Below are 22,853 nucleotides of genomic sequence, written 5' to 3' on the forward strand. Positions count from 1 at the left end.
TGAAGGTGGTCAAATTAAAACGGCGTAGACTGGTCAATTTAGGCGGCGTATCCAATAAACGTAAACAGCAATAAAATTCCAGTAACAATAAAAAGGTTTGTTAAGAAAAAAAAGAAAGTTCACTACGTCTATTTGGATAATATTGTAGCAAGTAAACCTAATGGCGACTTGATAGGAGTAGCAGATATGTTTATTCAATTTGAATAAACTGCTATAGGTAATAATTAAGCCTTCCTCGCCTAAGGCGAGGCAAGCTGTGTGGTGTAGCCTAACATGAAGGCATGTTGCAAGAAATTGACACGACTAAAAAAAAATGATAATCTCAATATATTCAAAATATAATGGACATCTCTTTTATAAAGACGGGAAACTAGTGTATAAAAGCATCCATAACTTTGAGCTTGATAGCACTCTTTTGAAAGACGAACACGGAGATAATGTCTGCGATATCTTTGTGGATTCGCATAAAATATTTTATGATTTCAACTACAGACTATACTTTTTCAAGCGTGAAAATAAAAATGTGACGGTTAGGCGTAAGTTTTTTTTCTCATTAAAGCATACTTGCGAATACGGTAATGATACCTACAAAACGATTGTCAATTTAGATTCAACATCGTTGCTAAAAAACGCAATGAAAATTGGGTATTTAAAAAAAGCATACCACAGCATGTCGGATAAGCCCAATTATTACCTGACTATATTTAACGACGCCGACATTGAAATGGCTATTTGTCTGCTTTTAATTAAGCCCTTGATTATTGATAATCATACGATATGATGGGATATTGTAAGCATTTTTCCAAGTAAGTGTAAGAAATAAAAATAAATGACCCACAAACCAATAAAATTATTTGTTCTTCTGCTTAGCTGTTTCGCATTTTTTTCTTGCAGCAATAATCGAGACAGGCGAGTAATGATGGAGCTTGAGGACTCATATTCCCAATTCACTGCTTTTACTATAGCCAGAAGTAATGAAGGCTATAAACGCATATCGAATAATACACAATGTAATCCTGTTATAAAAGCCCTTGCGATTAAAAAGGCCGACTCAATAATGCACATTGCCAGCCGTTTCTTTGCATTAACAGACAAGGTTGTGAACAACGAGCATAATTTAAATATTGGTCAGCTGCAACAGAGATACATTCATTCCCTGGACTCTATGAATGCATTGATTGACGCAAAATACAGGAAGCAGTTAGAGGTCAAAGATTATATGATTGTTTCAAAAGAAACAACTTCTATGGGGGCGCTCAAAATGCTTCAAAGCGACATGGCAATTTTGGAATATCAGCTACTCGACCAAATATATAGTGGAAGTGTAGTTTATTCTGACTATTTCTTTCCAGTTTTAATATCGGTGCATCCCACAAAGTCTGACAAGAAAAATGCATGTTCGTTCGATTTGCAAATTAATCAATCAGAGAACCCTAATTCTAATCATACTCAAGATATCTCGATAGACTCAGTCGAATGTAATGGCAAACTGATTGTCGCGAAAAGCACAAGTGTTACCCGGCGAATAGTAACTGTCGGCAGCATATATCTGGACTCACTTGAAGCCGGGAATTATTCGGTTAAAGGAACATATAAGGAAATCTTTCAAACAGGAAACTATGCACTGCGCCCTTTCCGTTATAATTTCAGAATTTCAAAATAAACAACAGATATTGCCCCCCTGCCCCTCCCGACCTGCGGTACGGGACAGGCTCTAAAAAGGGGGGGGGTAAAAAAAATGTCAACCTATTTTAGGACGAGTTATAAATCGCCTGTCAGCCTTTGGCGGGAACAATTGAAAAGTTAAAAAAGTTGAAGTGGCGTCAGAAGGCCGAAGGCCGGTGCTTTTAGCATTATTCACAATGGGTTGTCCGTAACTAAATGCCGATTCCGTTCAATGCACCGTATGATTTGTTAGGTTTGTGGAGAGAAATGACGACAGAACAGGAATATTCATCTGTTTTACATAACATATCGGCGAATATTTTAACACAATTATACATTTCAAAATCAATAAAAAAATGAAAAAACTTTTTGTACTCCTTTTGGTAGTTTCGACCGGCATTTTTGTGGCAAATAAGGTAATGGCTCAGGCTGCAGGGACCTATTCTTGTCAGGTTTGCATGTTTGAAAGTCATTATTTTTCGGAAGGATCGGTAGTCGGACAGGTGAAACCGCTGGGCGAATCCGGGCAATTATATCCCTACACCTGCACATCGGGTTCATGGATTCATTCCGATAATTTCCCCTGTGACAAATTTTTTATTGCAGCTCCACGCTCCATCAATGAGTGGGAAATAAAATACGCCATGGACTGCCGCTCATGCCTGTATAACGACAATGTGTACAGCGAAGGATCTATTATCTGCATGCCTAAAAAAGACAATAAAGTGCAGTCGAAGATTTATCCCTACAGCTGTGTAAAAGGCAAATGGACATCGATTGACGGAAGTAACAGCTGCAACTGATAGTGGCAGATTGCTCTATGAAAAGATTTATTCTATTATTCCTTTGCTGCCTGCTTTTCATGACAGGCTGTATTGAGATTACCGACGAGATAACGGTGAATGCCGACGGTTCGGGAACGATTCGCGCCAGCATCGATATGGGAATGCTGGGCTCGGCATCGGACAAGCAAAGTCCAAACGTAGACATGGATATTCTCAACAAAATCAAAGCCTTTCCGCTGTTTGCCGATTCATTGCTGAAAGGCATGCCGGGCATCAGCAACATCATCCCGGTAACGGATAATAAAAAAGGTCTGTTCGCAATCAGCATGGATTTTAAAGACAGCCGCTCGCTGAATAAGTCTATTTACAGGCTTTTCGGGAGAAAACCGGGTTTGTTTTCGCCCTCGTTCGTGAAGGTATCGAAACATAGGCTGGTAAAGAAAAATATGGCGCCCCTGCTCAAAAAGCTGATGGAAGGAAATAAAACCATCAACTCCATGGCGGGCGACATGATGATGCAATTCATCAGCTTCAACTCCATTTATCATCTGCCGAAAGGCGCAACCAAAATTTCGAACATCAAGGCCATTGCTGAAAATGGTGGTACGACCGTTACAACAAGGTTTTCGCTCAGCGAAATGATAAAAACAGATTTTGATTACGGAATAAAAATCAGGTACTGATTACCAGCCATCCCGATGAATTCTGTCGGGATGAACTCTGTCGGGATGCGGCCGCTCTTCGGCAGGCCTACCGGCTGCGAACATCTGCACGGGCATAAATCCGGAAGGAATATTAAGAACTGAAGCGATGCCGTTCATACGGTCGGTGCGCGGGTAAACGCCCAGCCACACGGCACCCAGTCCGAGCGAATGCGCCATGAGCAGCATGTTTTGCATGGCAGCGCACCCATTGGTATTCAGATATGACTCATGCTCCTCGCGTTCGCGGCTTCCGCAAACAACTACCGCAAATGCAGCAGCCGGCAGCATTTTGCCGTAGGGGTGCGCTTCAGAAAGTTTCTGAAGTATTTCTTTGCTCCGAATTACGATGAATTCGTTTGATTGTGTGTTTCGCGCCGAGGGAGCGTAAAATCCTGCCTCAAGGATTTTTTGTATGGTATCATCGCCCACGGGCTCTGATGTATATTTGCGGATGCTGCGACGGTTGATGATGGCTTCTGAAAGTTTCATGACGATTCTGTTATTTTTCTTTGGCACTTTTGTTTAAATGCAAATGTAAAGAATTAAAAAGTCGTGAGTCGAAAAAGCCCCCATCCCCGACCCTTCCCCCTCAAATGGGGAAGGGAGGTGGCAGGTCGTGAGTCGTGAGTCAAAAGAATAAAGTCGTGAGTCGAAATTCTGTAATGCTTGTAAAGTAAAAAGAAGTCAGGAGACAGAATGAAGGGATTGTTTCGGCTGCCAGGTGGTATCGCAATTACGGGGAATGTTTATATTTGTGATGTTCAAGGTGTAATTCCAATGAATAAACGCAGCGGCATTTTTTTATCATATGGATTTATTGCGGCACTGGTAATGCTGTTATTGAATGACCTGGCGCTGAAATACTCCTTCCATAATTTCTTTACAGGGAAACTCTCTGACCTTGCCGGACTGTTCATTTTTCCGTTGTTTTTCACCGTTCTGTTTCCCGGGAAGAAAAAAATGATTTTCATTATTACGGCAGTGCTTTTTGTATTTTGGAAATCGTCGGCATCGCAAGCCATCATCGACGGATGGAACAGCATTGGGGCATTTCGCATTGTTCGTACCGTGGATTATTATGATTTATCTGCACTTGCAGTACTCCCCTTTTCATATCGTTTTAAGGGAAATCACAAGCTGCCCGTGAGGCTGTTGCGCATACCCGTCATGCTGGCTGCGCTGTTTGCCTTCTGCTCTACGAGCTATGACCGAAGTATTGAAGTGAATAAAACGTATACGCTTAATATGCCTAAAGAAGAGCTTATTGCACGCATAAACAGCATCGGCAATGGCAATGGCTGCCACAATATGATTTATTCATTTGACATTGAGAAAGCAGACACCATGCTTGCTGGTTACGGCGATACATCATGGATATCATACACGTCATCAACTATTCGTAAAGACACGCTTTATAAGTACAACCGCATTACGGACAAACCCACCGATGAAATTGATACGATTTATCAATATTTTATCCCGGTAACGGATACAACTTTTATTAAAGATAATAAGGCGTTTGCGCTGAATATACCCGCATCGCGCTACATGCATACGGATACCGCATCATACTGTAACTGCGTCGAGACCAGGGTAAGTATTGCGGGCAATGGAAGCACTTCCCGGCTTACCCTGAAGAATGTGTACATCAACTATTGCATGGGCGGGTCGGGTAAAAAGGAACGAGAAAAACTGAAAGCGGCACTCACGATGGCTTTTGAAAAAGAATATATAGACAGAATAAAATAAATCAGCAAATTTTTTCGCGCTGATTCGTTCAGAAACAATTATTTTTATCCTCATATTCTGCGATTTTTTGTCCAAGTATGAATAGTGTTTTTTATAATTAACCGAATGCTGCATTGAAAATAGAATTATCAAATATTACGGTTGAAACCACCTGCCAGTGTAATCTGGATTGCAGCTATTGCCACAATATATGGAAGGCCGGCGGCGAGCCTGAAAAATTTGTTTCTTCATACAGAGAAGCGATAAAAACGCTGAAAAAGCTGTTTCGCTGGTCCGATGTAAAGCATATCACCTTTACCGGAGGCGAACCACTGCTTAGTGAGCGCTTCAGCGAGGTTGTGCAGTTTGCGCGTATCCGTAAAAAAGAAGTGACCGTTGTGAGTAATGGCAATGCTCCGTATCCTGAATCATATCAGGAGCTTCTGAAGCTCGGCGTAAGTTTGTTTAAAATACCCGTGCATTCGAGTTTCTCGGGCGAACACGATAAAATGACGAATGTTGAAGGCTCGTGGGCGAAGGCCGTTACGACCATTCGGGAGATTACTGCCGCCGGAGGTTCCGTATTACCGGTGATTGTGCTCACACGCCATAACATTTCATCCGTAGAAAGTACGCTTGCCTTTATATCTGAATCGCTCGGGCTGAAGCAGGTTATGATCAACCGTTTTAATATCGGCGGTAAAGGTATTGCGGAGATGAAAAATATTATTCCTACAATGCAGGAATTGCGAAGCGCCTACGAAACTGCCAATCGCGTTGCCGGGGCATTGAATTTGAAAATATCGTCAAATGTTTGTACCCCTTTTTGTGTTGTAAATCCGGCAGATTATCCGAATATTGCTTTTAGCTCGTGTTCAACCGACCGCAGCAAGCTTCCGATAACACTTGACCTCACAGGTAATATCCGTCTGTGTAATCACTCGCCCCTGGTGGCCGGTAATATTTTTGAAAAATCGCTTGATGAAATTCTTAACAGCGAACCGGCAACCTTATGGCTGAAGAACACACCCGAATATTGCACGGGATGCAGCGTTTATGAGAACTGCCTTGGAGGATGCCGTGCTGCGGCCTTGCAGGTTGGACTTACTATGGACGATGCTGACCCTATCGTATCGCTTACCGGACTGACAAGTGGGGCGGAGATGATGAAAAGTCGCGAGTCGTGAGTCAACAAGCGTTTCGTTTAAGGAAAATTGATATCTTTGCGCAGCTTTAACAGGGACGTTAGCCCAGCTGGTTTAGAGCGCTGCCTTCACACGGCAGAGGTCACTGGTTCGAATCCAGTACGTCCCACTTATTAGTAGTAAGACAATAGACGTAAGATTTTGACCAAAAATGACCGCACAAGCGGTCCTTTTTGGTTTAATGGAGGTCACTGGTTCTCCGTCAGCTGACGGACAGTACGTCCCACTTATTAGTAGTAAGACATTAGACGTAAGATGTTAGACCAAAAGAGCCGCGGTTGCGGCTCTTTTGGTTAGGAAAAACTTTCGCTTATTTCCTAAATATTTCTCAGCCGGTAACGGAATCCGGCATAGATAACACGTCCGGTAACGGGCCCCCAGACCATGGATGTATCGAAATGGGTATGGTACGGTCTGAAATACTCGGTAATCGGGTCTTTTTGTGTGAAGTTGGTAAGATTCTCGCTGCCGATATAAACATCAAAATTGCGGAACTTCTTTGTTATCTGAGCATTCAGTAAAATGTACTCGGGCGTAGTGGCAGGTCGTTTAATTTTTTCGGGCATCAGCTCCTGATTCGGGAGTCTTGATTTTCCGTTGAACTGCGCGGTGAAATCAAACTTCCATTTTTCAAAACGGGTTGCATACGATAGTGTTACCAGTCCTTTATAATTATTAATCATGGGGCGCTGCTGCAATTTACCATTGATGGTTGTTTTGACATCATTGATACGGTAGGCCAGCAATATTGACAAACGCTTTACCGGCTCGAATGAAAACTGCGCCTGATAGCTGTTGGAGTATGATTTTCCTTTAAGATTATAAAAATACGCAACCGTAGGCGTGCTGTCGAGGTCTACAATAGCCTGATTGAGGAACTGAGTACGATACACATCAATGTCAACCTCAGCCTTACGTTTGAACATTTTAAACTCTTTGATGTAATTAATACCGAAGTTGACTGCCTGTTCCTGTTTCATGTCTTCGCGAAATACCAGTGAGCGCTGACTTGCCAACAGCGATAAATTCTCGGAGATGACATTGGGTGTGCGGTAACCCATACCTGCCGAAGCACGAATCACATTATTATCATTAATCTTGTATTTCAGGTTCATTCTCGGGGTAAAGAACAATCCGTATTTATTATGATAATCGGCGCGCAGTCCTGCAATCAGAGAGAATTTTTCTTTGTAATTGTAGGTGTATTCGAAAAAGGCTCCCGGGATTATTTCGGTACGATTCCAGTTGTAATAATTCAGTACCGAATGGTTGATTGTAAAAAGGCTTGCATCGGTAAGTATTCCGGTAATCTGGTAATTATAAATATACAGTTTCTGGTTATAATTCTCGATATAATCATCATAGATAAAACTCAGTCCGGTGGTGAACTTATGATTGGTATTGCCGATAATAGACTGATACAGCAGGTTGGCATAAAAATTCTTCTCCGTTCCCGAATAATCACTCAGACCGAAATAGCCTTCCTGTTTGTGATATATGCCGGATAAAATAAGTGCCAGGCTTTTATACGGTTTGTCTTTGTACATCAGCCCGTTTTTCCAGAATGCTTCTGCGCGCGCTGTTTTCAGTCCGAATCCGTAAGGTTCTGTTCCTTTGTTTATCAGAGCCGTATCGTCAACAAACGTTTTATGATTGTAATCCATAGTGCCTCCGCTGCGGTCTTCCTGCATGTATTTGATGCCGAAACGTGAAACGAATTTTCCCGGGTTGATATAATCCCACCTGTTAAAAACATTGATGCTGGTGAGTTTCGGGATGTCGAGAAAATTATCATGGTTATGGTCAATGCGGTCGCGGTAGTCGCTGCCGCTGAGCATCAGCATAGTGCTTAGCTTATCGTTTATTTTCCATGCGCCCGTAGCATTTGCCTCAAAGCGTTTGTTGCTGTTTCCATAGACGTTTATAAAAACTTTATCGGCTGTTGCGGGCTTTTTATACTCAACATTTATTTGCCCCGTAACAGATTCAAAGCCGTTGATAACAGAGGATGTGCCTTTGGATATTTGAATAGACTCCATCCAGGCTCCGGGAATATAATTCAGTCCAAAAGTAGATGCAAGCCCTCTCACCGAAGGGATATTTTCTGTTTGTATCTGGCTGTATATGCCCGAAAGACCCAGCAATTGTATCTGCCGGGCACCGGTAATCGCATCGCTATAGCTTACATCAACCGAGGCGTTTGTTTCAAAACTCTCGGCCAGATTGCAGCATGCCGCTTTGTAGAACTCGTTGGTAGTAAGTATCTGCACTTTGCGCGGGTCGACTTTCGATATGTAATTACTTTCCTGATTGTCGTGTATTTCCACGCCTTTCAGTTGAAGATTGTCGAGCGCGAGCGTATGTTCCAGTGTTCGGGCATCTTTTTCCAGTATGATTGTGTCGGCTTTATATCCGATCATACTAATTACCAGACGCGCGTTTTTTCCGTTCAATTTTACAATACTGAAATGCCCGTTGGCATCGGTTGATGTGGCTGTTGTGGTTCCGCGCCAATAAACGGATGCGCCCGGCAGTGGCGACTTTCCGTTATTATCTCCCGATCCGTAAATAGTTCCTGTAAGTGTTTGTGCCGTTGCCGCTGTAAGCCCGAACAGGGCTATCAGTAGGGCCGTCATGAGTTTTCTGAACATTTTATTGCCTTTTAGAATGTAAACTGAAATGATGATGCGGGGCAAAGCCCTGCCACTCCGCTATTCGTGGTGAACTTCAGCTTACAGGGGCGGGAATTTTATAATTGTGGGAAAACTTCAGGAACGCCAGTCCCGTGAATGTGGGTGGTGGCGGTCGGTATTCGTTAACGGTCAAGGACTCTTTGCTGACAGGCATTTCTGCCTCTAAACGGGTAAAACCCGGAATGTTGATAAGCACTTTAACAAAATTCAGCTCGGCGCGCTGATTCTGAAATGTTGGTATTTTATAAAGAATATGATTATTGGAACAGCACGGCATTTCCTTCATTTCCGGAATGCCGCCATTATCAGCCTTATTGTCGAATTTTTCAGCAGCACAGCAGCATGATTTTTTGGCGCCGAAATATTCAGGGTAAAATGAATAGTTTGTTTTGCCGGCCGACAGACAGGTGTGCAATTGCAGCGAAACTCCGGTAACAGAGAGCAGAAATACGACTGCAAAAAAATATGTCAGCACTTTTTTAAGCATGCCTACGCTTATTTTTAGAAATACAAAGATACAAAATTTAAGGTTGAATACTACCGGCGCAGTAGGAAAACTTCCGATTGTTGATGATTATCATTGATTTGCCGGATTGGGTGGCAATATTTTTTCGGCGAGAAATGAGTTTGTGTGTTCATAGAACTCAACCCCGGAGATGTTTCGATTTCTTTTATGAAAGCCACCACAAACCCCGGAACTATTAAATTTTATTACGTTCTTTTCTCCTTAGATGAGAAAAGAACCAAAAGAATCCAGGCAAAACAATGCTTCTTCCCGCTCTATGATATTTCTGAATTCCTGTCAATGCGAGCAAGCTTCATTGACGGAATTCTACGAAATATCCTATTCACGCCAACGCCAAGCCCGCTGTTTTGCCAAGCCGACGCGCCCCATTTTAATAACTGTAAGTAATTATTGAAGAATCGTGTTTGAAAAATATTTTTCTTATCTCGCATTCTATTGTCGGATATTTGCCGGATTGGGTGGCAATATTTTTTCGGCGAGAAATGAATTTGTGTTGTCAAAGAAATCGACCACGCGTACTCCTGGAATTGTAATCGTGCGAATCAATGCCGATGGTCCGAAATAGATATCCGCGTCCCGATTTATCGAATCCCGTGTTGCGGCATTCAGAAAGTCCATTGAATAACGTTCGCGGTAGTAATTAATGGATGCCGCGTTGCGCCAGTCGTTCGCAATACTTAATTGCCGGTTGCCGTACAATCCCTGATTGTGCCTGCCGGCAATTGTTTTCATGACTGCCTTCGTATCCTGATCAAAGTTCCATTCAACAGCAAAACGGGTATTCATACAATAAATAAAATTTGAAGATAAGGCTAATAATACTATCCCGCTTATCGCGGAAAGCACTGTTATTCCTGCTTTTTTATTAAATATTTTATACAGTTCGGCAATAAAATATGTGATAAAAATTCCGAAGAGAGGCAAATATACAAGTGCCGTGCGATTTTTAGGGTATGGACTCCCGAACAAATAAAATTCTATAACAGGTGCGGCAACCATGAGTATCACTAACAGTAATGTTGTTCTGAAACCTGACGCACATCCCTTTTTAACAAGCATCATTAACATTCCGGCAGGCAGGGTTGCCACCAGAAAAATCGCGATTATTTTAAACAGGAATTTTAACAGCGGATTTTCATAAGCAGAAAATGAAACCAGCGACAGCATTGAATTATCTACGAAATTATTATCGCCGCCAAAATAGAGCTGACTCAATTCCTTCAATCGCAGAAGCTGCATTAACGCAGGAATGAGCAGTGCAACTGACACCACAACAATGGCTATTGCATAGATTATGTGGGATTGTTTCAAATACTTGTTTTTGCGGCACACGCGGATAAACTGGAGCAGAAAAATAAACTGCGCTGTGATAATAAAGTTGAGCATCCCAAAGTTTGCATATACTGCCAAAATACAACATGCAAGCCCGGCAATCAACGTTTTCAGAAAACGCCGAATGCCCTTCTCATCAGGGATTTCACGCAATAGATAATACACTGCCGCCATCATAAAAGCAAGCGACAATCCATATCCTCTGGCAAGACTAAAAAACTCAATCAGGTAAGGATTCACGATAAGGAGCACAAAACCAATTAAGAACATCCATTGGTTGCCTAACTTCGAAAGTATTTTAAAGCCATAAACGGAATAGAGCAGGAATGCCAGAACATTGGGCATCCGCAGACTCAGCTCCGACATCCCGAACAGGGCATTGAAAATCCACATTAATCCGGTATTCAGGTAATGATTATTGGCAGAATCATAAAAACCACTGCCGTTTTTAAGCATGGAAAAGCTGATGGCTTCATCGATGGTAAAAGACACACTGCAGGCTCTGAAAATGACGTATCCCAGAAAGAACAAGTAAGCAATGGAAATAAAAATGTTGAAGAGTACCCCTTTATTTTCCGTCATGCGATTCATTATGAAATGTTTTGCCTTTCAGCATCCGACTCATGTCATCATGCAAAAGTAAAGGCGAGATTTACCAGAAAATTCCAAATAATAACCACCATAATTGCAAAAAGCTTTGACAGGTAAAATCCTTGTTTGAACTTTGATACCAATAGCCAAAGGATTAGGGTATTGATGCCGAGTCCGATTAATGATACGCTGAAAAACTTAAAGTACTCGAATGCAATTTCAGGGTTATTACTTTCAAAGGTGTAAAAGCGGTTCAGAAAATAATTAGAAGTGGCGGCAGCAACGAAGCCAATTGCATTTGCCACATATTTGGGGATTTTGACAATCTCTTTGAAAAACCAGGTAAGCCCGAAATCTATTATCATTCCGGAGAGACCTACTGCTGCGAATTTCAAAAATTTGAAATAAAAAACTTTATCAAACAGATTCATAGTGCAAAGTAACAAAAGAAAATCAAAATGCACACACAGAAAATGCGATTGAACAAATGAAGGTATAAAAAGAAAAACCCGTGGGAGTTCCACGGGCCGGGGATTGGACAATTAGATGTAATTAAGGTTAATTAAGGGGGATCTTTATCATTCGGGCATGAAGTTGCATTTCGGGCAATAGTTGCGCGCACCGTAAATACTGGTGTTACATGCAGGACATGTCCAATGATGTTTCTTTTCAAAATCGTCGATGGCGATTTGGTAAAAATGGTTGAGCGCTTTTTTCTTCATTGTCAGGCTGCGGGCCAGGATAAATGAAATTGCCAGTGAGAGACCGGCTATTATAATCGCGAAAAATGTGAAGTCAGCACTGCTCATATCTTTTAAGTTTTATTGGTTTTCAGATTGTTTTTTTGTTGTGAAACCTTGTCAGGAAATCAACAATTCAAAATTACATCAGACGCAAAACTGCTTTCAAGCGTCTTTTGACCTGTTTGGTACACTGCTTTTGTTCTATTTGAAACTGAATCGGGTCGCTCCCTAACGCATTTATTCCTCAACGGGCGCTGCCAAAGGGTATCTTTTGCGTTGAGAATAATAATATTATAGGATAAAAGTTATTATAATGTTCGCGAACGGTCTATTTTTGGTCCGGTGGCTTACTGTAAATACAAACCAAGTATATTTGCAGTGGGAAAATCCGCAACAATGGACTTTTCAAAATACCTGATACTGTTTAATATAACGGGAACATGAAATTCACAACGATACAAAGAGCCTTGGCTACCACCATATTGCTACTGGTAGTTTCCACCTCTTTTGCACAAAAATTATGGACGATGGAAGAGTGTATCAATACTGCATTATCAGGCAATATCCAGATAAAACAGCAGCAGCTGAACGCTGAACTTACACGTCAGCACAAGCAACAAAGCGTGGCAAGCCTATTTCCCAGTTTGAACGGCTCCGCTACCTATGTTTACAATTACGGACAAACAATAGATCCCTATACAAACCAGTTTGCAAGCGCACGCACTCAGTCAAATAATTTCTACCTGAGCAGCAGTATTACCGTATTTAACGGCTTTCAACTTCTGAATACCATATTCCAACGCGGACTCGACTACAAAGCAAGCCTGTACGACCTTGATAAAATGAAGAACGATGTTTCGCTGGGTGTTGCTACGGCCTACCTTCAGGTACTCTATAACTCGGAACTGAAGGATATTGCTACAAGCCAGCTTGCCATCACAAAACAGCAGGTGGATCGTATGCAGAAACTGTATGATGCCGGCTCGGTTGCCAAAGGCTCATTGCTCACATTGCAGGCTCAGCAGGCATCAGAAGAATACCAGCTCGTGAATGCCCAGAACCAGCTCGTGCTTTCGTACATCACATTATCGCAGCTCATGGAACTTCCTACTGCTGATGGACTGGAAATTGTAAAGCCGACCCTCGCCAATCCCGACGCATCATCCCTGCTTTCAAAGCCCGAAGAAATCTTTAATAAAGCGCTCACCATACAGCCCGAAATAAAAAGTGCCGAAATTAAATTACAGAGTGCGAAAAAAGGGGTTTGCATTGCCTGGGGCAGCATCAGCCCCAACCTCACACTGAACGGAAGTTGGGGAACAGGATATTCAGGGGCATCTAAAGAAATAAGCAGTGTATCTCAGAGTGGCCTGATTCCCATTGGCAGTACCTCGGGTGGCGAGATTGTTTACGCGCCTACTTATTCCTATGAATACGCTACAAAATCGTTCAACGATCAAATTAAATCAAATGAGAATAAATCGATAGGGCTTTATCTCAACGTTCCCATTTTTAATAAATGGCAAAGCAAAACAGCCATAGCTACAGCAAAAATCTCATATAAAAACTATGAGTACCAGCTACAGGCGACCAAAAATCAACTGAGCAAGGCCATACAGCAGGCTTTCGCCGATGCCCTGGGCGCCCTGAACAGATATGATGCAGCAAGCAAATCTGTGGATGCGCTTCAGGAGTCGTTCAAATATACCGAACAGAAGTATAATGTTGGTATGGTCAACGCAACAGATTATAACGATGCTAAAAACAAGCTGGCTAAATCTCAGTCAGACCTGCTGCAAGCAAAATATGAATACGTGTTCAGGCTTACGGTGTTAGATTTTTATCAGGGCCGGCCATTGAAACTTAATTAATCGGGTTTATGAAAAAGAAAAAAGTAACAAAAATTGTGATAATCGGGGTGGTGGCCCTGGCAGTGCTTCTTGCGGTACTTAAAAAGACCGGCGTATTTGGCGGTAAAGAAGTTGAAAAAGTATCGACGGAACTGGCGCAGAAAAGAACTATTATTGAAACCGTTTCGGCAAGCGGAAAGATACAGCCCGAGCTTGAAGTAAAGATTTCGCCTGACGTTTCGGGCGAAGTTGTGGAGCTGTATGTGAAAGAAGGCGACAAAGTAAAAAAAGGCGATTTGCTGGCTAAGATAAAACCTGATATTTACGAATCGAGCTACGAACAAATGGTGGCTACCATGAATTCGCAAAAAGCCAACGAAGCCAATGCAAAAGCCCGGCTGGCGCAGGTAAAAGCACAGTTTATCAATGCAAAATCAACTTATGAGCGCAACGAAACACTGTACAAACAGAACGCCATCTCACAGTCGGAATACGATGCCGCCAAAGCCGCGTATGAAGTTGCCAAAGAAGAAGTGGCGGCCGCTGAAGAAGCTTATAAAGGAGCACAATACCAGGCACAGAGTACGGGCGCTTCCGTTAAACAGGCCAAAGAGAATCTCAGCAAAACTTCGGTTATTTCACCGGTTGACGGAACAATTTCCAAACTCAGTGTTGAAAAAGGCGAACGCGTTGTGGGAACGACCCAATTCGCGGGAACTGAAATCATGCGCATAGCCAACCTTACCGAAATGGAAGTGCTGGTTAGCGTGAACGAGAACGATATTGTCAAGGTAAGCCTGAACGATACCGCACTCATTGAAGTAGATGCTTACCTCAACCGCAAATTCAGGGGTGTGGTAACAGAAATTGCCAATTCGGCCAATGTAAGCGGACTCAGCGCCGATCAGGTTACTAACTTTGACGTTAAAGTACGGTTGCTGTCGGAATCCTATAGCGACCTTATCAATCCGAAATATCCGAACCTGTCGCCCTTCAGACCGGGTATGTCGGCAACTGTAGATATTCAGACTGAAACTCAGTTTAATGTTCTTACCGTTCCTATCCAATCAGTAACAACGCGTGAAGATACTTCCGCAAAAAAGAAAATTGAAGCGAAAACAGACGGAGAACCTCCACCGCCCGGACAGGCTGATGATTCGAAAAATGGAGCAGTACGCGAAAAACAAGTGCTGGCCGAAAACGAATACGTCTTTGTTTTTGAAAATGGAACAGTGAAAATGCAGAAGGTAAAAACCGGCATTCAGGATAACACCAATATTCAGATTCTGGAAGGTATTAAAGACGGACAGGAAGTGGTGGCTGCGCCCTATTCGGCCATTACCAAAAAACTGAAAGACGGCGACGCCGTTAAAAAAGTGGACAAAAAGAACCTTTTTGAAGAGAAAAAATAATTAATGTCCACGTAAACCGCATCATGCCCCTGATTTTAAATATTGAAACTGCCACTCAAATTTGTTCCGTCGGACTTTCGGACAATGGAAATATCATTGCCATTCGCGAAACGAATGAACAACGGTCGCATGCATCGCGTGTTACCGTATTTATTGAAGAAGTGTTCAAAGAAGCAGGCATCTCATTAAATGCAATTGATGCCGTGGCCGTAAGCATGGGCCCCGGGTCTTATACCGGTCTGAGAATAGGCGTTTCAACGGCCAAGGGTTTGTGCTTCGCGCTTGATAAGCCGCTGATCGCGGTGAGCACACTCGAATCACTTGCATGGGGAATGCGGGAAATTGTTAAAGAACGCATCCCCGGAAATAATGAAAAACTTATTTTTTGCCCTATGATAGATGCGCGCCGCATGGAAGTGTATCAGGCAATGTTTGATATGCTAATGAATCCGCTTACTGCGACTGTGGCCGATATCATTGACGAACATTCGTTTTTTGAATTATTAAAAAGCCACACAATGATGTTCGCCGGGGACGGTTCTGCCAAATGCAAATCCTTATTTGAAGGGCAAGCAAATGCAGTATTCATGGATGATGTGCAGCCCTCGGCATGTTTCATGGCGCCTTTGTCTGACAAGCATTTCATAAATTCAAATTTTGAAAATACGGCGCTTTTCGAACCCTTTTATCTGAAAGATTTCATTGCCGGAAAACCAAAGGTAAAAGGACTTGGAAATTAGATTTAAGACAACAGACATCAGACGCAAGATAAACAGTGGTTAACGTTTCTTTTTATGAAAATGCTTGATTCTATTTCCGCAGCAATACTTAATCACGCTGCAAAAAACTCATTTTGTTTCAGTGATGTATTCAGCTCATATGCAGCTCTGGGTGCGAAAATAAGCGGCATCGCCGATGTGTTTAAAACCCACCCCGAAGCCAGACATATCGGCGTTATCACCAATAATGATATTGAAACTTACGCATCAAACATTGCCGCATTGTTTTGTGGAAAAGCTTTTGTTCCAATCAATCCCGAAAATCCGGCAGAACGCAATATGCTCATTACGGCTCAGGCCGGCCTTGACCTCATCCTGACAAGTTTACCGGAAAAAGTGTATGATATTATCGGAAAAGATGCACAATTCCCGATTATTGATACATCGGTATTAACAGGCAATTCAAGCGTTCCCGAAATTATTGAAACCGATGATTCGGCAACAGCCTATATTCTATTTACATCAGGAAGTACGGGCATTCCCAAGGGTGTGCCTATTACCCGCGGAAATCTTAATGCATTCATAGAAGCATTTTTTGCACTGGGCTATGAGCTTAATGAGAACGACCGCGTGCTGCAAATCTTCGACCTCACGTTTGACCTTTCGCTGATGTCGTATCTGGTTCCGCTTACCGTGGGCGCCTGCGTGTATCCGGTGCCGTCGGGCGAAATAAAATATACGGCAGCCTATACTATTCTTGAAGATCATGAAATTACGGTTGCCCTGATGGTGCCGTCGGTACTTTCGTTCCTGAGAAAATATTTTGATGAAGTGCGCCTCGAAAAGATGCGCTATTCGCTGTTTTGCGGCGAAGCCTTATATAACGACCTCACGCAGGAATGGAAAAAATGTGTACCGAACGCATTGGTGCAAAACGTTTATGGACCTACAGAAGCTACTATTTTCTGCCTGACGTATGATTGCTCTAATACCGCTGCCGCGGATAAAGAATATAATGGCATTGTCTGCATCGGTAAGCCCATGAAAGGCACGCTGGCAGTAGTGGTTGATGAGAACGGAACCATTGTTCCCGACGGAACCAAAGGCGAGCTCTGCCTTGCCGGAACCCAGCTTACACCGGGATACTGGAAGAACCCTCAAAAAAACAGCGAAGCATTTATTCATATCGAGATGAATGGCGAGATAATTCGTTTTTACCGCTCCGGCGATATTTGTTTTGTGGATGATGACTGTGATTTTATGTTTTGCGGCCGTTTGGATAATCAGGTAAAAATTCAGGGATTCAGGGTTGAACTGAGCGAAATAGAACATCACGCAAGGGAATATACCGGACTGAGTAACGTGGTGGCTGTGCCTTTGCAGGATGCGCGCGGAAATGCCATCATTCAGCTGGTACTTGAAAAATATAAAGGCACGGAAGACGCATTAATGAGCTACCTCCGGACACGCCTTCCGGCTTATATGATACCTTCTGTGGTCCGAAATATGGACGCCTTCCCACTCAATGTGAACGGTAAAGTTGACCGTAAAGCATTGAAAAAAATCGTTGAAACGGTCTGATAATATGGCTTTTTATGCGTTTTATTTGAATTTAAATTAATCTCTTCAGACAAGGTAGAAGCCCTCTATTGCCTTTTATTTTTACAAATTTCGACTTGTTATTGCCTTGGATAAATACTATTTCATATATGTGATGTCTTGATTTTGTGCCTTTTTTCCGAACATTCCTATCATAAATACCGTATAAAATCGTTTGCACATCATATTAATTGGATTATTGTTGGAAAATCATCCCGTAATAAAATTTCTTCGCATCCTGCTGCTGCCATTTGCCATACTTTACGGCATCATTACTTGGTTCAGAAATGTATGCTATTCTGTTGGGATATTCAAACAGCACAGGTTTAATATTCCTGTGATATGCGTGGGCAATCTCAGCGTTGGCGGAACAGGCAAAACACCCATGGTAGAATTCATTGCAGGATTGCTGCTGGAGCAGAGACTGAATGTTGCAGTACTCAGCCGCGGTTACGGACGAAAATCCACCGGCTTTGTAATGGCAGATAAAAATTCAAATGCAGCAATCATAGGCGATGAGCCCATGCAGCTTCATCAAAAATTTCCCGGACTGAGGGTTGCCGTTGATGAAAAGCGGGCTCACGGCATTAAAAAATTGCTGGAAATATCTCCGGAAATTGATGTTGTAATACTTGACGATGCTTTCCAGCACCGTGCCGTAAAAGCCGGAATGAATGTGCTTCTTACACCCTACCACAGCCTGTATTCATCAGATTTCATGCTGCCCACCGGTTATTTGCGCGAATTCCGCAGCGGGGCAAAACGTGCCGATTTAATTGTTGTTACCAAATGCCCGCCGGAAATAAGTGCTTCCGAACGAGAAAATATCGTAAACAAACTGAAGCCGGATGCCGCACAGGATGTCTTCTTTTCCCATATCAGATACGGAAAAGCGTATGGTATTACATCGGAAGGTATTCGTAGTGGGGACGACATCAATCAGGCACAGTCAGTCCTTTTATTCGCAGGCATCGCCAACCCTGAGCCTCTTGAAACACATCTAAAACAGACATATTCGAAAGTTGTCACGCTTCAATTTCGCGACCATCAGGATTATGCTAACGAGGATTTGTATCATATCAGAAAAAAATTTACTAATTTTGCACCCGGTAAAAATGTGATTATCACAACTTCAAAGGATGCAGCAAGGCTCGCTGAGCCGGAAACCAAAGCAAAAATTGACGATTTACCGATTTTTTGCCTTCCCGTGAAGGCCGATTTTTATGAACCGGACAAACAAAACATTACAACTAAAATAAACAGCTATGCTCGAAAAAATTAAACAAACCGGAGAATTTATCCGCAGTAAAGTTGACATCAGCCCCAAAATTGGTATCATTCTGGGAACAGGACTTGGCGGCCTGGTAAATGAAATTGAGATTAAGACCGCATTGCCATACGAACAAATCCCCAATTTCCCGGTTTCTACCGTGGTTGGGCATAAAGGTCAGCTCATATTCGGAACGCTCAACGGCGTGCCCGTTCTGGCCATGCAGGGGCGTTTCCATTATTACGAAGGATGGAGCATGCAGGAACTCACATTTCCGGTAAGGGTTATGAAATATCTGGGTATAGAAACACTGGTGCTATCAAACGCCAGCGGTGGCGTAAACCCGAATTTTGCAGTGGGCGATATCATGATTATTACCGACCAGATTAACCTGCTTCCGTCTAACCCGTTGATGGGCAAGAACTATGACGAACTCGGACCCCGTTTCCCGGATATGAGCGATGCATATGATAAGGAACTTATCAATAAAGCAAAAGAAATTGCAGCTAAACATGGCATCCCATATCAAACCGGTGTTTATGCAGCGGTTTCAGGTCCATGTTTCGAAACTCCTGCCGAATATAAGTATATGCGTGTAATCGGTGCCGATGCTGTAGGCATGTCAACAGTTCCCGAAGTTATGGTTGCCCGTCACGGCGGGATGAAGGCCTTTGCCGTTTCTATCATCACCGATCTGGGTGTTGAAGGAAAAATTGTTGAAGTCAGCCACGAAGAAGTTATACAGGCCGCGAACAGCGCTGAGCCCAAAATGACGACCATCATCAAAGATTTGATGAAGGTGATTTAATTCAGGGCGTGTTCTTATTGCTGGAGAGATCAAGAATTTTGACTCTCCAGTTTTTTTTTGCCACAGGGCATTTGCGGTATCTGAATAAGCTTGTGACAAATCCTGCGGTAAGCATGCTTCCCGAGGCAATGATTGTTCCGGTTCGCACCACCGGCTTATCACCATTAATTACATTATTTACGACATCAATGGCGAAGTAGGCCGTGCCTCCCATTATCAGCGCCGATGACAACAGCGTGAAACCCCACCGGGCCTTATACAGCATATCAATCTGTGAAGTCCGGACTTCATAATTATATCCGACTAAAATCGTAGAATCGCCGATACTGTTTATTTTTCCTTCAATAACTGTGGAGTCGCCGATGAGTTTCAGGCGGATGTAATTGCCTTCATAAAATTTATAGCTCACCCTGTTCCCGGGCTTTTCAATGATCAGCACCTTCTGACAAGGCGCCGTGATACAAGCAGCACAAATCAATACAACAAGCAAAATGAACTTTCGGAAATTCATTTTTTGTTTTTTTTAGGTGCTGCGGGTTTAGAACCGCCCAATAATTTTTCGATTTGCTTTTTCGTAAGACCTGATACTACCAGCTCATACGAAAGGTCAACCCAGCCTTTGAGTGTTTCATCATCTACATACCCGTCAACAATTACCATGTTCCAATGCGTCTTGTTCATATGCCAGGCCGGCTGCACACATGGATATTCCTCACGGAGCGAAATGGCTGTTTCAGGGTCACATTTAACCGAGAAGCGAAATGCCGTATCAAGACTGGTGAGGGCAAACATCTTGTCCATAACCTTAAATACAAGCGTACTTTCGTCAAAAGGAAAACTTTCGGTAACGCCATTTTTCGAAAGGCAATACTCCCTGAATTCTTCAATATTCATGTGATAAATTTAAAGAAAATAATGATGCTACCACAATACTATTTTGCTTTCAGCGGCTATCAGTATTCGTCGCTATGGTGCAATGATATTAAACTTAACGTAATTTTTTCATGTTCATTGTATGAAGGGTCATACACATGAAAAATGTCGGTTTCCCGACCCATGCATTATCTTCAGAATACCCTTTTTTAATATATCAAGGTTACAAAGCCTTTAATTTTATGCATATTATACTTCACATCCATATAATAAATCAGCCAGGTGTAGACGCCTTCCCTGGCTTTTTCGCCGGCTATTAAGCCATCCCAGGCGGCATGCAGGTCGGGAGTAAAAAACACAAGACGACCCCATCGGTCAAAAATGCGCAAATTAAAATCGGATTCCATAATGCCATCGCCTGACACAAAAAACCGGTCGTTCAGCCCATCGTGATTGGGCGTAAATGCATTGGGAACAAAAAGTGCGCTATTGGGTGTGACAATTATATTTCTTGTGGCAGTATCGGTACAGCCAAATTCAGAAGTAACAATCTCGGTAACTACGTAAGTACCGGTATCGGAATACTTATGCATTGGGTTGGGAATGTCGGAAGTATTTCCATCCAGATAATAATCGCCAAAATCCCATTGCCAGACGCTGGCACCAAAAGACCGGTCGGAAAACCAAACCGTAGAATCGAGTACTGAGATAACAGTTGGCACTGAGGTAAATTCGGCCACGGGAATCGGGAAAACGTGTATCATTTCGGGCTTGATGAAGGTGGTTTTACATCCATTTGTTGAAGTCGCCGTTAATGAGATATCAAACGTACCGGCAAACAAAAATGCATGTTCGGGATTCTGCAGATAAGATATATTGTTTGACGCAGCATCAGTACCAAAATCCCACACCCAGTTATCTATAGCGGGGGTTGTATTATCAAAGAAGTTGACGATAAGCGGTTCGCAGCCTTCTATTTTATCGGCAGAGAAATCAATAGCCGGCACGGGATTAACTATAAGAGTAACCTCGGCGGTACTGTTGCATCCGCCATTTGCCGCCACTATGCTATATGAAGTTGTGACCAAAGGAAATGCGGTTGTTGACTGTCCTGACGGATTCGTTAAAGTTGCTGCCGGAGACCATGAATAACTCTGGGCATTTCCATTAACCTTCAGTAGACTGCTATCGCCGGCACAGATATGGTCAGGGTTTGCCGTAACAGTTATAACAGGTCCGTATGTCGCAGTAACGGTAATATTTGCCGAACCGGTGCATCCGTTGGTATCCGTACCAATTACTGAATAGGTGGTTGTCGCCGTTGGCGAGGCAGCGACGGTTGTTCCCGTTGGCGACGAAAGTGATGCCGCAGGCGTCCAAACATAATTGGATGCTCCGGAACCGGTTAAATCAACAGCGGTACCAACACATATTGCTGCAGTAACCGGTGATACACTAATTGCAGGATTGGGATTGACTATTACAACAGCAGTAACAGCCGGACTGACTTGCGTACCAATTGTTATGGTAAGCGAATAAGTGCCCGACATGGCCGCTGTGGCGTTCGGAATTGAAGGGTTCATTGCTGTTGAAGTGAAACCATTCGGGCCGGTCCAGCTGTACCCGGCGCCCGGTACGGGATTATTCACACTCAGGTGGATTGTTTCGCCCAGGCACACGGTATCGCCGTTTATGGGTGGTGCCAGTATACCACAATTTGTTGTTCCCGTACCACCCGTCTGACTAAAAATAATATTACAGGGTAAATTCGAATAATTAGTAATCAATAGAATATAATACGTTCCGGTAACGGCATTCGGAATATAACAATATTCAATTGGGTTAATACTGTAACTGCAGTCAACCATATTCTGTGAAGGATAATCGGGGGAGGGTCCCGGAGATGAGTGTGTAGGCGCAGTTCCCGCAGTCAGCTGAGCAACGCAGGGAGTGGTTTGATTTGAGAAAGGTCCCCAGCAGCAAAAGTCAATGTCAACCTGAGGAGTACTCTGCATCTGAATTTCAATAGTGCCGCTGATTCCTACCTGCATATAGTACCAGGCAGGATTCGGCTGCGAAAACAAACAGCCATAATTTGCGCCCACTTCGGCAGTGCCGGCATTTACACCGGCGGCAAAATTATACGTAGTTCCGGTACAAAAAGGACTGCTCTGAACACAAAGATTATTTTGCGAAAAGGATGGCAGATAACCGAATACAATGGCAGTAGCCAGTATTAAAAATACTTTTTTCATCGTTTTAATTTTTTTGTTTTTTTTATGCCCTGAAAAAAACGAAAAGTGAATTTCCGCATTTTCAAGGAATTAAAGACAGGCGTTTTACTCTAAAG

21 protein-coding genes and 1 tRNA gene are annotated in these 22,853 nt (G+C 42.9%); 13 read left to right on the plus strand and 9 right to left on the minus strand.

Features of this window, described 5'->3' with window-relative positions:
• The first annotated feature begins 313 nt into the window (after positions 1–313).
• From WCM76_07890 to WCM76_07905, 4 genes are all read left to right on the plus strand, one after another.
• Complete coding sequence (locus WCM76_07890; GenBank protein ID MEI6765548.1) at positions 314–781, plus strand: hypothetical protein; 468 nt, start codon at positions 314–316, stop codon at positions 779–781.
• A 135-nt stretch (positions 782–916) separates the two neighbouring features.
• Positions 917–1,663, plus strand: a complete 747-nt coding sequence (locus WCM76_07895) for a hypothetical protein (protein ID MEI6765549.1) — start codon at positions 917–919, stop codon at positions 1,661–1,663.
• Positions 1,664–2,021: 358 nt separating this feature from the next.
• The gene (locus WCM76_07900; protein ID MEI6765550.1) at positions 2,022–2,468 is read left to right on the plus strand and encodes a hypothetical protein; all 447 of its coding nucleotides are present in this window, start codon (positions 2,022–2,024) and stop codon (positions 2,466–2,468) included.
• Between the two features lie 17 nt (positions 2,469–2,485).
• The gene (locus tag WCM76_07905) at positions 2,486–3,133 is read left to right on the plus strand and encodes a hypothetical protein (GenBank protein ID MEI6765551.1); all 648 of its coding nucleotides are present in this window, start codon (positions 2,486–2,488) and stop codon (positions 3,131–3,133) included.
• On the opposite strand, the gene WCM76_07910 is transcribed toward WCM76_07905, so the two are convergent.
• Positions 3,134–3,643, minus strand: coding sequence for a nitroreductase family protein (locus tag WCM76_07910; GenBank protein MEI6765552.1), 510 nt, complete (start codon positions 3,641–3,643; stop codon positions 3,134–3,136).
• Between the two features lie 207 nt (positions 3,644–3,850).
• Here WCM76_07910 and WCM76_07915 point away from each other — a divergent pair, with 207 nt between their 5' ends.
• From WCM76_07915 to WCM76_07925, 3 genes are all read left to right on the plus strand, one after another.
• Entirely contained in the window at positions 3,851–4,903 is a 1,053-nt protein-coding gene (locus WCM76_07915) for a hypothetical protein (GenBank protein ID MEI6765553.1), read from the plus strand.
• Between the two features lie 113 nt (positions 4,904–5,016).
• A complete protein-coding gene (locus WCM76_07920; protein MEI6765554.1) occupies positions 5,017–6,069 on the plus strand; it encodes a radical SAM protein in 1,053 nt (350 codons plus the stop codon).
• 52 nt (positions 6,070–6,121) lie between these two features.
• Positions 6,122–6,196 (plus strand) — tRNA-Val (locus WCM76_07925).
• 208 nt (positions 6,197–6,404) lie between these two features.
• Here the strand turns inward: WCM76_07925 and WCM76_07930 are convergent.
• From WCM76_07930 to WCM76_07950, 5 genes are all read right to left on the minus strand, one after another.
• A complete protein-coding gene (locus tag WCM76_07930) occupies positions 6,405–8,738 on the minus strand; it encodes a TonB-dependent receptor (protein MEI6765555.1) in 2,334 nt (777 codons plus the stop codon).
• A 76-nt stretch (positions 8,739–8,814) separates the two neighbouring features.
• Positions 8,815–9,267, minus strand: coding sequence for a hypothetical protein (locus tag WCM76_07935; protein MEI6765556.1), 453 nt, complete (start codon positions 9,265–9,267; stop codon positions 8,815–8,817).
• A gap of 471 nt (positions 9,268–9,738) precedes the next feature.
• Positions 9,739–11,229 carry a hypothetical protein gene (locus WCM76_07940; protein ID MEI6765557.1) on the minus strand — a complete coding sequence of 497 codons (1,491 nt, stop codon included), beginning with the start codon at positions 11,227–11,229 and terminating at the stop codon, positions 9,739–9,741.
• Between the two features lie 38 nt (positions 11,230–11,267).
• The gene (locus WCM76_07945; protein MEI6765558.1) at positions 11,268–11,624 is read right to left on the minus strand and encodes a GtrA family protein; all 357 of its coding nucleotides are present in this window, start codon (positions 11,622–11,624) and stop codon (positions 11,268–11,270) included.
• A gap of 183 nt (positions 11,625–11,807) precedes the next feature.
• Positions 11,808–12,038: a hypothetical protein gene (locus WCM76_07950; protein MEI6765559.1), complete on the minus strand. Its 231-nt coding sequence runs from the start codon at positions 12,036–12,038 to the stop codon at positions 11,808–11,810.
• 374 nt (positions 12,039–12,412) lie between these two features.
• Between WCM76_07950 and WCM76_07955 the strand changes: the two genes are divergently transcribed.
• The 6 genes from WCM76_07955 (at position 12,413) to WCM76_07980 (ending at position 19,630) form a co-directional block, all read left to right on the plus strand.
• Complete coding sequence (locus WCM76_07955; protein MEI6765560.1) at positions 12,413–13,843, plus strand: TolC family protein; 1,431 nt, start codon at positions 12,413–12,415, stop codon at positions 13,841–13,843.
• A gap of 8 nt (positions 13,844–13,851) precedes the next feature.
• Entirely contained in the window at positions 13,852–15,234 is a 1,383-nt protein-coding gene (locus tag WCM76_07960; GenBank protein ID MEI6765561.1) for an efflux RND transporter periplasmic adaptor subunit, read from the plus strand.
• 23 nt (positions 15,235–15,257) lie between these two features.
• Positions 15,258–15,974: a tRNA (adenosine(37)-N6)-threonylcarbamoyltransferase complex dimerization subunit type 1 TsaB gene (gene tsaB / locus WCM76_07965; protein ID MEI6765562.1), complete on the plus strand. Its 717-nt coding sequence runs from the start codon at positions 15,258–15,260 to the stop codon at positions 15,972–15,974.
• 54 nt (positions 15,975–16,028) lie between these two features.
• On the plus strand, positions 16,029–17,534 hold the full coding sequence (locus WCM76_07970) for an AMP-binding protein (protein MEI6765563.1): 1,506 nt from the start codon (positions 16,029–16,031) through the stop codon (positions 17,532–17,534).
• Positions 17,535–17,727: 193 nt separating this feature from the next.
• The gene (gene lpxK, locus WCM76_07975; GenBank protein MEI6765564.1) at positions 17,728–18,834 is read left to right on the plus strand and encodes a tetraacyldisaccharide 4'-kinase; all 1,107 of its coding nucleotides are present in this window, start codon (positions 17,728–17,730) and stop codon (positions 18,832–18,834) included.
• Positions 18,818–19,630 carry a purine-nucleoside phosphorylase gene (locus WCM76_07980; GenBank protein ID MEI6765565.1) on the plus strand — a complete coding sequence of 271 codons (813 nt, stop codon included), beginning with the start codon at positions 18,818–18,820 and terminating at the stop codon, positions 19,628–19,630. Before lpxK ends, WCM76_07980 begins: the two co-directional genes overlap by 17 nt.
• Before the next feature lies 1 nt (position 19,631).
• On the opposite strand, the gene WCM76_07985 is transcribed toward WCM76_07980, so the two are convergent.
• From WCM76_07985 to WCM76_07995, 3 genes are all read right to left on the minus strand, one after another.
• Positions 19,632–20,141, minus strand: coding sequence for a hypothetical protein (locus WCM76_07985; protein MEI6765566.1), 510 nt, complete (start codon positions 20,139–20,141; stop codon positions 19,632–19,634).
• A complete protein-coding gene (locus tag WCM76_07990) occupies positions 20,138–20,524 on the minus strand; it encodes an MmcQ/YjbR family DNA-binding protein (protein ID MEI6765567.1) in 387 nt (128 codons plus the stop codon). Before WCM76_07990 ends, WCM76_07985 begins: the two co-directional genes overlap by 4 nt.
• Before the next feature lie 188 nt (positions 20,525–20,712).
• On the minus strand, positions 20,713–22,758 hold the full coding sequence (locus WCM76_07995) for a PKD domain-containing protein (GenBank protein ID MEI6765568.1): 2,046 nt from the start codon (positions 22,756–22,758) through the stop codon (positions 20,713–20,715).
• Positions 22,759–22,853: the final 95 nt, after the last annotated feature.

This window comes from Bacteroidota bacterium (assembly GCA_037133915.1).
GTDB lineage: Bacteria > Bacteroidota > Bacteroidia > Bacteroidales > CAIWKO01 > JBAXND01.